Here is a 12,444-nt window from a genome sequence, read left to right as displayed (position 1 = left end):
GGCAGTTCGATTCTTGAAAATCAAAATCGTCTGTGATATGATTTTGACAAGTTAAATAAAGTCCTGATGTGTTAGTTGTACACCTAGTTTTGACCGAACATTTTTTTGATTTGGGAGCCCGCATTTTTAAATGGCGTACATGCCTCTTTTCATTCGGTAAAGAGGACTTACAAGATTTAAAAGAGGGCACCCACCTGCTGAGAGCGGGTTCAAAACAAAGGAAAGCTGCAACGGCACTATTGGGACTTTATTTTTTGTGCGCAGAAAAAACGGCTGCTCATGGATCAGCCATTTTATAGATGAAACCAGAATACGAATGTGGAGTGAGGTTCTTGTTACACCAGTTTTCACGCAATGAATTAGCTATCGGAAAAGAAGGCCTTGAAACGCTGAAAAACAGCACAGTTGCTGTGCTTGGAGTCGGGGGGGTCGGGTCGTTCGCGGCGGAAGCTCTCGCGCGGTCAGGCGTCGGCCGCATTCTGCTTGTCGACAAAGATGATGTCGACATTACAAATGTAAATCGTCAGCTTCACGCGCTGCTTTCAACTGTCGGACAGCCGAAAGTTGATTTAATGAAGGCGCGGATCGCAGACATTAACCCGGAGTGTGAAGTGATCGCGTTAAAAATGTTCTATACGGAGGAAACGTATGAGCAGTTTTTTGACTATGATCTTGACTATGTCATTGATGCGTCAGACACCATTTGTTATAAAATTCATTTAATGAAAGAATGTCTAAAACGGGATATTCCGCTCATCTCCAGCATGGGTGCTGCAAATAAAACGGATCCGACACGCTTCCAAATCGCTGATATCTCAAAAACGCACACTGATCCAATTGCGAAGGTCGTTCGTACGAAATTACGCAAGGAGGGTATCAAAAAAGGCGTTCAAGTGATTTTCTCTGATGAAAGCCCGATTGTTATTCGGGAAGATGTCAGAAAAGAAGTGGGGAATGACGAAGCGAAAATACGTAAAGCAAAAATGCCGCCTTCCTCTAATGCTTTTGTGCCGTCAGTTGCAGGTTTGATTATGGGCGGACATGTTGTCATGGATCTTTTGAAAGACATTGAAATCAAACGTGTGAAGGATAAATAATGCATAAAAACAGCCTTGATGATCAAGGCTGTTTTTTTGTTTTATTTTCTTTTCTTTTCATTAATTTATCGTACACCTGCTTTAAGGCAGATTCGAACTTTCCAGTCTGTTTCGGCTTATAGTATTGCTTATTTTTCAGAGGATCAGGGAGGTATTGTTGTTCGACCCAACCGTTGTCGTAATTGTGCGGGTATTTATAGTCGATTCCTCTTCCTAATTCCTGAGCTCCTTTATAATGCGCGTCTTTTAAATGCTTCGGGACATCCCCAATTTTTCCGGCTCTGATATCTGCCAGGGCCTCATCGATTGCCAGAATGGCAGAGTTTGATTTCGGTGAGAGGCAAAGCTCAATAACTGCGTTGGCCAGCGGGATTCGCGCTTCAGGAAACCCGACTCGCTCAGCGGTCTGAATAGCGTTCAGCACTCTAGGGCCGGCTTGCGGGCTTGCTAAACCGATATCCTCATAGGCGATAACAAGCAATCGTCTTGCGATGCTCTCCAGATCACCGGCTTCAATTAATCTAGCCAAATAGTGAAGAGCAGCGTTGGCATCAGAGCCGCGGATTGATTTTTGAAAAGCGGACAGTACATCATAATGCGCGTCACCATCTTTATCGTGAGAAAAGCTTTTTTTCTGCAAGCATTCTTCCGCGGTTTCTAATGTAATGTGAATTTCACCGTCTGCTGACTCCTTCGTTGACAACACGGCAAGCTCAAGCGCATTTAAAGCGGAGCGGACATCTCCTCCGCATCCGTGGGCAAAATGCTCCATCGCCTGATCATCAATGGATACAGAATAGGTGCCAAGGCCCCGATGCTCATCATGGAGCGCACGTTCCAGTGCCTGTTTAATCAGTTCAGGTGTTAACGGTTCAAGCTCAAAAATCTGGGTCCGGCTTCTGATCGCCGGATTAATGGCATGATACGGGTTAGCCGTCGTTGCTCCGATCAAAATGATCATTCCGTTTTCTAAATAGGGTAATAGAAAATCCTGTTTTCCTTTATCCAGCCTGTGGACTTCATCCAGAATCAAAATCACTTGGCCGGACATCTTGGCTTCCTGAGCTACGATTTCCATATCTTTTTTATTGTTAATGACAGCATTCAGCTTTCGAAAAGCAATACTTGTTGAACCGGCGATTGCTGTTGCGATTGATGTTTTTCCAATTCCGGGCGGCCCGTACAAAATCATGGATGACAAATGTTTTGCCTGGACCATTCTGCCAATAATTTTATCTTCAGCCACCAGATGCTGCTGGCCGATAATATCCTCTATTTTTGTCGGACGCATCCGATATGCCAATGGCTTCATCTATCATCTCTCCTTACTTAATTACAGGGTAACGGAAAACCGTACATTAGAAAAGGGTAAAGGCCCCTTTCCTTCTGCCTCAATGAAAATTCGCTGAAGGTATGTTATAATAACAGTTGGTCTATAAGATAATAAACGGACGAAACATATAGAAATTACCATTATAAATGTGGAAAATCATGAAATAACAGAGGTGTTCATGTTGAAAATATCAACTAAGGGAAGATACGGGCTCACCATTATGATCGAGCTTGCAAAAAAGCACGGTGAAGGCCCGACTTCATTAAAAAGCATCGCACAGACGAATAATTTGTCCGAGCATTATTTGGAGCAGCTGGTATCGCCGCTCAGAAATGCCGGTTTAGTGAAAAGCATCAGAGGCGCATATGGCGGATATGTATTAGGCAGTGAGCCGGATGCCATTACTGCGGGAGATATTATCCGTGTGCTTGAGGGGCCGATCAGCCCTGTTGAAGTGCTGGAAGATGAGGAGCCTGCCAAGCGTGAGCTCTGGATTCGCATCCGGGATGCTGTAAAAGAGGTTTTAGACAGTACAACATTAGAGGATCTTGCCAGCTATACAGACGGAGAGCAAGAAGCTTATATGTTCTATATTTAGATCAGAGGTGTAAACATAATGGAACGGATTTATTTAGATCATGCCGCAACGTCTCCGATGGATGAGCGCGTGCTGGAAAAAATGATACCGCACTTCTCCGGCAGTTTCGGTAATCCCTCCAGTATTCATTCATTTGGCAGAGAATCTCGAAAATGGGTGGATGAAGCAAGAGCGCAGATCGCAGCAGAAATCGGAGCGGCAGAGCAGGAGATCATTTTTACAAGCGGGGGAACGGAAGCTGATAACTTGGCGATCATGGGAACCGCACTTGCAAGAAAAGATCTTGGCAGACATATCATCACAACAAAAATTGAGCATCACGCCGTGCTTCACACATGTGAAAAACTTGAGGGAGACGGATTTGACATAACGTATCTGGACGTTGACCAAAATGGAAGAGTCAGTGCAAAACAGGTGAAAGAAGCACTGCGTGATGATACAATCCTTGTGACAGTGATGTATGGAAATAATGAAGTCGGAACAGTGCAGCCGATCGAAGAAATCGGTGAGCTGTTAAAGGAACACAAAGCTTATTTTCATACCGATGCTGTTCAGGCATTCGGGTTGCTGCCAATTGATGTGAAAAACAGCCATATTGACCTTCTGTCTGTTTCCGGGCACAAGCTCAACGGGCCAAAAGGGACAGGCTTTTTATATGCTAGTAAAGATGTGAAGCTTTCACCCCTTTTATTCGGAGGAGAGCAAGAAAGAAAACGCCGTGCCGGAACGGAAAATGTTCCAGGCATTGTCGGGCTGAAAGAAGCGATCAAGCTGTCAAGTGAAGAACGTGACGAAAAAAACGAGAAGTATCAATCGTTTAAAGCAATCTTTGCCGACACGCTTAGAGATGCAGGTGTGGCATTCGAGGTCAACGGGGACAAAGAGCATAGTCTGCCGCATGTTCTGAATCTTTATTTCCCCGGTGTGTCAGTGGAAGCGCTGCTGGTTAATCTTGATATGGCTGGTGTCGCTGTCTCCAGCGGTTCAGCGTGCACGGCCGGTTCAGTCCTGCCGTCACATGTTCTGACTGCTATGTTCGGCGAAGAGAGTGACCGGCTGACGTCCTCTATTCGAATCAGCTTCGGCCTCGGCAATACGGCTGAGCAAGTGAAAACTGCTGCCAAACATGTGGCCGACGTTGTCAAACGGCTGACACAATAAGGCGGCGTAGTAATTGGAGTGAATGAAATGGAAAAACGGCCGGAGGATACAAGAGTCGTCGTCGGCATGTCCGGCGGAGTAGACTCATCTGTGGCGGCCCTGCTGTTAAAAGAACAGGGCTATGATGTAATCGGAATCTTTATGAAAAACTGGGATGATACGGACGAAAACGGTTTTTGCACGGCGACAGAGGATTATGAAGATGTGATCCGCGTCTGCAACCAAATCGGAATTCCGTATTATGCCGTAAACTTTGAAAAGCAATATTATGAGAAGGTATTTCAATACTTCCTTGATGAATATAAAGCAGGCAGAACACCAAACCCGGATGTATTGTGCAACAAAGAAATTAAATTCAAGGCCTTTTTGGAGCATGCATTGTCACTTGGCGCCGACTATTTAGCGACTGGCCACTATGCAAGAGTAGACAGAAGCGGCGGAAAAGTCAGAATGCTGCGCGGCATTGATGAAAACAAGGATCAAACGTACTTCCTGAATCAGCTGACAGAAGATACGCTGAGCAAAGTCATGTTCCCGATCGGCGAACTTCAAAAAAGCCGTGTGCGTGAAATTGCCAAAGAAGCAGAACTTGCAACAGCGACGAAAAAAGACAGTACAGGCATCTGCTTTATCGGCGAACGCAACTTCAAAACGTTTCTCAGCCAATATCTCCCTGCACAGCCGGGCGATATGATGACGATGGACGGCGAAGTAAAAGGCCGCCACGACGGGTTGATGTACTATACGATCGGACAGCGTCACGGCCTTGGCATCGGCGGAAGCGGCGAGCCGTGGTTTGCGGTAGGCAAAGATCTTGAAAAGAACATCCTCTACGTAGATCAAGGGTTCCATAACCCGCTTTTATATTCCGACAAAATCACAGCAACAAATATCAGCTGGGTACGTTCGGATATCATGAAGGGCGAAGAGATTTCCTGCACGGCTAAATTCCGTTACCGCCAAGAGGATCATAAAGTAACAGTGCGCATGACTGGCGAAGGTGAAGCGGAAGTCATCTTTGATGAACAAGTCCGCGCTGTAACGCCGGGACAAGCCGTTGTCTTCTATGACGGCGAAGAATGCCTTGGCGGCGGGACAATTGATGATGTGTACAAAGACGGAACAAAATTGTGGTACGTATAAAAGATGAAAAACCTCAACACTGAGTTGGGGTTTTTTAATGAAAGGAAGATGATCGGTGGATTATAATCAACTCGGTATAGAGGCGATGCAGGAAGGCGATTACGAGAAAGCGGCAGAGGCATTTACAAAAGCGATTGAAGAAAATAAAGAAGACGCGATTCCGTATATCAATTTTGCCAACCTGCTTTCATCCGTAAACGAGCTGGAACGTGCGCTTGCGTTTTATGATAAAGCGCTTGAATTAGACAATAGCGCAGCCACTGCTTATTATGGAGCAGGAAATGTCTATGTTGTAAAAGAAATGTACAAAGAAGCGAAAGACATGTTTGAAAAAGCGCTTCGTGCGGGGATGGAAAACGGCGACCTGTTTTACATGCTCGGAACGGTGCTTGTCAAGCTCGAACAGCCTAAGCTTGCACTGCCATATTTACAAAGAGCAGTCGAACTGAATGAAAACGATACGGAAGCGCGTTTTCAATTCGGGATGTGCTTAGCCAACGAGGGCATGCTGGACGAAGCGCTCAGCCAATTCGCAGCTGTGACAGAGCAAGACCCGGGGCATGCAGATGCATTTTATAATGCCGGTGTCGCTTATGCTTATAAAGAAAACCGAGAAAAAGCGCTGGAAATGCTGGACAAGGCAATCGATATCCAGCCAGATCATATGCTTGCGCTTCATGCTAAAAAACTGATTGATCCATCATAACAGGCACAGGAGGAGGGACAGCTCGTGCAGCAGCATCCGGATCAGCTTAAACTGGAGGAAGAGCCCTATTTAAAAGGGACAGTCAACACAGTCATCTATCATAATGACACCAATTTATATACGGTTCTGAAAGTGAAAGTCACAGAGACCTCCGAAGCCATTGAAGATAAAGCCGTATCCGTGACGGGCTACTTCCCTGCGCTTCAAGAAGAAGAGACCTACACGTTTTACGGAAAGATCGTAACCCATCCAAAATTCGGGCTCCAATTTCAGGCGGAGCATTTCAAAAAGGAGATTCCAACGACTAAGGAAGGCATCATTCAATATTTATCGAGTGATTTATTCGAGGGGATCGGCAAAAAAACAGCTGAAGAAATTGTGAAAAAGCTGGGCGACAGCGCCATTAATAAAATATTGGCTGATGCTTCAGTGCTTTATGATGTTCCCAGACTCTCAAAAAAGAAAGCAGACACGCTGGCTGGCGCATTGCAGCGGCATCAGGGACTGGAGCAAATCATGATTTCCTTGAATCAGTTTGGCTTTGGCCCGCAGCTGTCTATGAAAATCTATCAAGCCTATGAATCCGAGACGCTTGAAAAGATTCAGGAAAATCCTTATCAGCTTGTGAAGGATGTAGAAGGCATCGGGTTTGGAAAAGCGGATGAGCTGGGCAGCAGAATGGGTCTTTCGGGTAATCATCCTGAGCGGGTAAAAGCTGCTATTTTGTACACGCTTGAAACGACTTGTCTGTCAGAGGGGCACACGTACATAGAAACGGAACAGCTGATCATCGACACTCAATCACTGTTAAACCAGTCAGCAAGGGAAGGGCAGCGCATTACAGAAATGGATGCCGCTAACGCAATTATTGCCCTTGGAGAAAATAAAGACATTGTCATAGAAGATGGCCGCTGTTATTTTCCTTCGCTGTTTTACGCAGAACAAAACGTTGCAAAGCGTGTGAAACATATCGCTAGCCAAACCGAATATGAGAACCAGTTTCCCGAATCAGAGTTTTTGCTCGCGTTGGGAGAACTGGAAGAACGGATGGACGTTCAGTATGCCCCCAGCCAGAAGGAAGCGATTCAAAAAGCCCTTTCCTCGCCGATGCTTCTTTTAACAGGCGGCCCGGGAACAGGAAAAACGACGGTAATCAGAGGGATTGTCGAGCTCTACGGAGAGCTTCACGGTGTGTCACTAGACCCGTCAGCTTATAAAAAGGATGAAGCTTTTCCGATTGTTTTGGCCGCTCCGACAGGGAGAGCAGCAAAACGGATGAGTGAATCAACGGGACTCCCTGCAGTTACGATACACAGGCTGCTTGGCTGGAACGGCGCTGAAGGCTTTACTCATACAGAGGATCAGCCGATCGAAGGGAAGCTGTTAATTATCGATGAAGCCAGTATGCTTGATATATGGCTGGCGAATCATTTGTTCAAGGCGATCCCTGATCATATACAAATCATCATTGTCGGAGACGAAGACCAGCTGCCTTCCGTCGGTCCGGGACAAGTGCTCAGAGACCTGCTGACATCCCAGGTGATTCCGACTGTGAGACTGACAGACATCTATCGTCAGGCGGAGGGGTCATCAATCGTCGAGCTTGCCCACCAGATGAAAAATGGATTGCTGCCGAACAATTTGACTGCCCCGACAAAGGACCGTTCCTTTATTCGCTGCGGCGGGTCGCAAATCAAAGAAGTAGTTGAGAAGGTTGTCGCCAATGCATTGAAAAAAGGCTATACAGCAAAGGACATTCAGGTCCTCGCTCCGATGTACAGAGGAAAAGCCGGCATTAATGAATTGAATGTGATGCTGCAGGACATTTTAAATCCTCCTAAAGAAAAACGGAGAGAATTGAAGTTCGGGGATGTTGTCTACAGAACCGGAGATAAAATTTTGCAGCTAGTCAATCAGCCGGAAAACAATGTGTTCAACGGAGATATTGGCGAAATCACGTCGATATTTTATGCAAAGGAAAATACAGAAAAAGAAGACATGGCCGTCGTTTCTTTTGACGGCAATGAAATGACATTTACGAAAAAAGATTTTAATCAATTTACCCATGCGTATTGCTGTTCTATTCATAAATCGCAGGGAAGTGAATTTCCGATTGTGGTTTTGCCTGTTGTGAAAGGCTATTATAGAATGCTCAGAAGAAACCTTCTTTATACCGCGATTACAAGAGCGAAGAAATTTCTCATTTTATGCGGGGAAGAGGAGGCGCTGGAGTGGGGCGTGAAAAATAATGATGCAACTGTCAGACAGACCTCCTTGAAAAACAGGCTGTCCGTACAGGTTGAGGAAATGGATGCCGAGCTTGAAGCTTTGCAAAAAGAGCTCCCGTTCAGCGTACACGACGCCAACATTGGCATGGAAGGCATTACACCATTCGATTTTATGAAAGAAGAACAGCAATAAAATGCTCCCGTGCAAGCGGGAGTTTTTTTTCATTTGCAGTGGAATTGATTTCATCGTATGAGTCTAAGGCGCAAAGCAAAACCTAAGCCTGTTCAACAAAAGGTGGTTGATCACACTTTGAGAACATGCCATGAAGTAGAAGGATTCCCAGTATACTCAGAACGAACTTCTTGTTATCTCGGGGCAATTTCCGATATTTGTTTTTCTCTGAAAGGAGATTGTCTTGGGTTTATTCTTGAACAAAAACGCTTTTTGCATCATCATCATGCGCTATTACGGGCGTGTGATATCTCTTCCATTCTTGATGACCGCATATTGGCTTCGGTCAGTTCAGAACAGCTTTTGCCTCTTCCGAAATTATGCTTCACATACGAGCAGATGAAGATGAAGCTTGTGAAATCGCAAGAGGGGGATATATTGGGGATGCTGGAAGATGTATACTTTTGTTTGGACAGGGGCATAATCGTAGCATATGAACTCTCGGACGGTTTCTTTTCTGACCTGGCGGGAAGCAAGCGCCAGATCCAAAGAGCGGATTCGCTTGTCGAGGTGCGGAAAGACGAGATCGTTCTGAACGGATAGAGGTGTGAGGTATGCTTATATGCCCGAATTGCAAAAGTAAGGATATCGGCAAAATCGGCGTGAACCAATATTATTGCTGGGGCTGTTTTATTGAACTGACAGTGGCGAAAGGGAAGATTGCAACTCATCAGGTGGAAGAAGACGGAACGTTAAGCAGCTTGGATGATTTGTTTTCTGAGGATGAACGCAGCATCAATTTTTAATCATGAAAGGAGATGCGCAGGATGAATCGGACGATGACTTCTCTTTTGGCAATGGGAGCCGGAGCTCTCGTGTACCGAATGGCGACTCAATCTGACATGCTGAATAATCGAAGCATGAAGCGGATGAGAAGAAGAATTACGAAAATGTTTTAATGCAAAAAGGATACTCTCCAAAGAGTATCCTTTTCTATGTTTGCCGGACCTCGAGGCGTCTTGCTGCGAGTGAAAGGCTGTAGTTGACTGCGAAATACATAAGGGCTGCAAGTAAAAAGATCGGGAAAAAATAACTGCCGTCTGCGCTTTGGCCGTTAATAATTTGCGCGTTGTGAATCAGTTCAGGCAGGGCGATCACAACAGCGAGCGATGTATCTTTTAATAAAGAAATAAACTGGCTTACGATGGGCGGAACCATGCGGCGAAGCGCTTGCGGCATAACGATAAAGAACAGGGTCTGTGTATAGCTCAGCCCGGAGGAGCGCGCCGCTTCAATTTGTCCTTTGTCAATTGATTTCAGTCCGCTTCGGATAATTTCAGATAGCATAGCGGATTCAAAAATCGTTAGTGCTGTAATTGCAGCAGCTGTTATTTCAAGCTTAATACCAATTTCCGGAAGGGCAAAAAACGTAAAGAAAATAATTAACAGCAAGGGGAGGTTTCTGATCGTTTCAACGAGAACCGCAATCAATTGAGAAAGAACGGGAACTTTCGCATAACGCAGGGTGCCTGCGATTAAACCGAAGAAAAAGCTCAGAATGATGGAGATGAAAGCAACGTACAAGGTGACGAGAAAGCCATCCCATAAAAACGCTAAATGCTCCTGTGAATAAGCACCGATGAAATCCAATGTAACTCACTCCTTATCAATAGCTTTTTTCCAGCCGTTTTTCCAGATAGTTAACACCGATGCTAAGCGGAATCGTCAGCACTAAGTAAAAAAGCGCCACAAAAATATAAACATCAAATACAACGAGTGTGCTCGACGAAACTAAATCGGCTTGGTACATAAGATCCAATCCGGCCACAACCCCAAGAATCGAAGAGTTTTTGACTAAGTTTAAAAATTGATTGCCTAAAGGCGGAATGACGATTTTGATTGCCTGCGGCAAAATGATATGGAGCATGGCTTGGCTGTAGGTAAAGCCTGACGAGCGTACCGCTTCCATCTGCCCTTTTGAAACAGACTGGATTCCTGCTCTGATGGCTTCAGCGATAAACGCAGAGGTATAAATGGTGAGAGCAACCGTTCCCGCTTGAAAACCGTCAAGCCTCAGGCCTGCGTTTGGAAGTCCGAAATAGAAAACAAAGGTAATTAAAAGAAGAGGGATGTTGCGGATGAATTCTACATATGCGGTCCCGAGCCATTGCAGCGGCTTAAAGACTGTTATTCTCATAACCGCTACAGCAACGCCGAGGACAAAACTGCCGGCCAGCGCGATAACACTTGCGAGCAAGGTATGGTAAAAACCGTCCATATACATGCTGAAGTTATCGAAAAGAATTGACACATTCATCTGCCTATTCACTCCTTATCAAATTGGGATGAGCATCGCCTGCTCATCCCGGGATGGTTGTTATTCAGCTGGGTCTTCTTTGATCCATTTTTTATAAATTTCATCGTATCTGCCATCCGACTTCATCTTTTTAAGTGAAGCGTTGATTTCTTTCGCGAGAGCAGATTGCCCTTTTTTCACGGCGATCCCGTAAGGCTCATCTGTAAAAGGCTTTCCTGTTAATTGATAATTTTTATTTTCATCAGCCATTCCATATAAAATCGCATTATCTGTGGTGAGGGCATCGCCTTGCCCCGATTTAAGGGCTGTAAAGGCTTCTGCGTAGTTTTCAAATTCTAAAACAGATGCTTCAGGCGCCTTTTCACGAATGTTTTGAGAGGAGGTGGAGCCTTTTACTGCAAGAACTTTTGAGCCTTTGCCAAGATTCTCGACACTCTTGATTTTGCTGCCTTTTTTCACGAGAAGCGATTGCCCGGCCTCGAAATAGACATCAGAAAAGTCAACTTCCTTTTTTCGTTCTTCAGTGATCGTCATTGTGGCGACAATGGCGTCGATATCCCCGTTTTGCAGCATAGGAATCCTTGTTTTTGAGGTGACCTCTTTAAATTCAGCTTTTTTCTCATCACCTAAAATGTCTTTAGCGATTTGTTTGGCAATATCAATATCAAAACCCTCAATCTCACCTGAGCTTGGATTTTTAAGACCGAACAGTCGAGTGTCCGTTTTTACGCCGAAGACAATTTTGTCATTGTCTTTAATGGCGGCTAGCGTATCTTTTTTGCTCTCCTTTGAGGCTTCTCCGTTTGATCCCTTGCTGCCGCAAGCGGCAAGCAAGATGACAGCGAATAAAGAAATCAATGCTAAAGAAAAAATCTTTTTCATACAAGCTCCCCCATTTCTGTTTTAATGATTTAAAATACGGCTTAAGAATAAGCGGGCCCGTTCTTCCTTCGGGTTCGCGTAAAATTCAGCCGGCACTGCTTCTTCTAAAATTTTTCCTTCGTCAATGAAGACAATCCGATCGGCAACTTCTTTGGCAAACCCCATTTCGTGTGTCACGACAACCATTGTCATGCCTTCTTTGGCGAGTGTTTTCATGACATCTAGCACCTCACCGATCATTTCAGGATCAAGTGCTGATGTCGGCTCGTCAAACAGCATGACCTCCGGCTTCATCGCCAGTCCTCTTGCGATGGCAACACGCTGCTGCTGCCCGCCGGAAAGCTGGGAAGGATAGGCGTCAGCCTTGTCTGGGATGCCGACTTTTTCAAGATAGTACCGCGCCGTTTCCTTTGCTTGTTCAGGTGATTGTCTAAGCACTTTTACCGGAGCCAGCATGATGTTCTGCAGCACTGTTTTATGCGGATATAAATGAAAGTGCTGAAACACCATCCCGATATTTTGCCGCACTTGATTGATATCAGTTTTTCTGTCGTTAATGGCGGTGCCGTTTACTGTAAGCACTCCCTCATTGATCGACTCAAGTCTGTTGATGCATCTGAGCAATGTGCTTTTACCGGAACCGGATGGGCCGATGATAACAACGACTTCACCTTTTTCGATTTGAAGATTAATTTGTTTTAACACGTGAAAATCTCCGTAATGCTTGTTTACATTTTGAAATGTGATCATCGCAATCCTCCTATCAGAAAATTTGACCAAAAAGTAAATGATCAAACTTTTCTGAAA

At 45.1% G+C, this 12,444-nt stretch carries 14 protein-coding genes and 1 other RNA gene; 10 read left to right on the top strand and 5 right to left on the bottom strand.

Annotated elements, in window-relative coordinates:
• Positions 1-57 precede the first annotated feature (57 nt).
• Together ssrS and bslm_RS13320 are read left to right on the top strand one after the other, a co-directional pair.
• Positions 58-250: non-coding RNA, 6S RNA (gene ssrS / locus bslm_RS20945), on the top strand.
• 82 nt (positions 251-332) lie between these two features.
• Entirely contained in the window at positions 333-1,097 is a 765-nt protein-coding gene (locus tag bslm_RS13320; RefSeq protein WP_003229763.1) for a tRNA threonylcarbamoyladenosine dehydratase, read from the top strand.
• 22 nt (positions 1,098-1,119) lie between these two features.
• Here the strand turns inward: bslm_RS13320 and bslm_RS13315 are convergent, their stop codons facing one another.
• Positions 1,120-2,409, bottom strand: a complete 1,290-nt coding sequence (locus tag bslm_RS13315; protein WP_046381234.1) for a replication-associated recombination protein A — start codon at positions 2,407-2,409, stop codon at positions 1,120-1,122.
• 202 nt (positions 2,410-2,611) lie between these two features.
• Between bslm_RS13315 and cymR the strand changes: the two genes are divergently transcribed.
• The 8 genes from cymR to bslm_RS20940 all read left to right on the top strand — a co-directional run bounded on the left by cymR (position 2,612) and on the right by bslm_RS20940 (position 9,397).
• A complete protein-coding gene (gene cymR / locus bslm_RS13310; RefSeq protein ID WP_003225879.1) occupies positions 2,612-3,028 on the top strand; it encodes a cysteine metabolism transcriptional regulator CymR in 417 nt (138 codons plus the stop codon).
• An 18-nt stretch (positions 3,029-3,046) separates the two neighbouring features.
• Positions 3,047-4,189 carry a cysteine desulfurase family protein gene (locus tag bslm_RS13305; protein ID WP_046381233.1) on the top strand — a complete coding sequence of 381 codons (1,143 nt, stop codon included), beginning with the start codon at positions 3,047-3,049 and terminating at the stop codon, positions 4,187-4,189.
• Between the two features lie 27 nt (positions 4,190-4,216).
• Positions 4,217-5,332 (top strand): tRNA 2-thiouridine(34) synthase MnmA, encoded by a 1,116-nt coding sequence (gene mnmA / locus bslm_RS13300; RefSeq protein ID WP_004398509.1) that lies wholly within the window; start codon positions 4,217-4,219, stop codon positions 5,330-5,332.
• Positions 5,333-5,417: 85 nt separating this feature from the next.
• Positions 5,418-6,038, top strand: a complete 621-nt coding sequence (locus tag bslm_RS13295) for a tetratricopeptide repeat protein (RefSeq protein ID WP_202926392.1) — start codon at positions 5,418-5,420, stop codon at positions 6,036-6,038.
• 24 nt (positions 6,039-6,062) lie between these two features.
• Positions 6,063-8,459, top strand: coding sequence for an SF1B family DNA helicase RecD2 (recD2, locus tag bslm_RS13290; protein WP_046381232.1), 2,397 nt, complete (start codon positions 6,063-6,065; stop codon positions 8,457-8,459).
• 57 nt (positions 8,460-8,516) lie between these two features.
• A complete protein-coding gene (locus bslm_RS13285; protein WP_080481014.1) occupies positions 8,517-9,041 on the top strand; it encodes a PRC-barrel domain-containing protein in 525 nt (174 codons plus the stop codon).
• 11 nt (positions 9,042-9,052) lie between these two features.
• On the top strand, positions 9,053-9,244 hold the full coding sequence (locus bslm_RS13280; RefSeq protein WP_003225893.1) for a hypothetical protein: 192 nt from the start codon (positions 9,053-9,055) through the stop codon (positions 9,242-9,244).
• Between the two features lie 21 nt (positions 9,245-9,265).
• The gene (locus bslm_RS20940; protein ID WP_003229780.1) at positions 9,266-9,397 is read left to right on the top strand and encodes a YrzQ family protein; all 132 of its coding nucleotides are present in this window, start codon (positions 9,266-9,268) and stop codon (positions 9,395-9,397) included.
• A 34-nt stretch (positions 9,398-9,431) separates the two neighbouring features.
• Here the strand turns inward: bslm_RS20940 and bslm_RS13275 are convergent, their stop codons facing one another.
• Genes bslm_RS13275 through bslm_RS13260 form a run of 4 tightly spaced genes read right to left on the bottom strand, consistent with a single transcriptional unit; the run spans position 9,432 to position 12,387 of the window.
• Positions 9,432-10,088, bottom strand: a complete 657-nt coding sequence (locus tag bslm_RS13275) for an amino acid ABC transporter permease (protein ID WP_003229784.1) — start codon at positions 10,086-10,088, stop codon at positions 9,432-9,434.
• Between the two features lie 16 nt (positions 10,089-10,104).
• Positions 10,105-10,755: an amino acid ABC transporter permease gene (locus tag bslm_RS13270; RefSeq protein WP_046381230.1), complete on the bottom strand. Its 651-nt coding sequence runs from the start codon at positions 10,753-10,755 to the stop codon at positions 10,105-10,107.
• A gap of 60 nt (positions 10,756-10,815) precedes the next feature.
• The gene (glnH, locus tag bslm_RS13265) at positions 10,816-11,637 is read right to left on the bottom strand and encodes a glutamine ABC transporter substrate-binding protein GlnH (protein ID WP_032722249.1); all 822 of its coding nucleotides are present in this window, start codon (positions 11,635-11,637) and stop codon (positions 10,816-10,818) included.
• Between the two features lie 21 nt (positions 11,638-11,658).
• A complete protein-coding gene (locus tag bslm_RS13260) occupies positions 11,659-12,387 on the bottom strand; it encodes an amino acid ABC transporter ATP-binding protein (protein WP_003246180.1) in 729 nt (242 codons plus the stop codon).
• Positions 12,388-12,444 lie beyond the last annotated feature (57 nt).

The sequence above is a fragment of the Bacillus sp. LM 4-2 genome (genome assembly GCF_000978495.1).
Taxonomy (GTDB): Bacteria; Bacillota; Bacilli; order Bacillales; family Bacillaceae; genus Bacillus; species Bacillus subtilis.
Note: the sequence above shows the minus strand (reverse complement) of the source record. Positions and strands in the feature narration are given on the sequence as shown.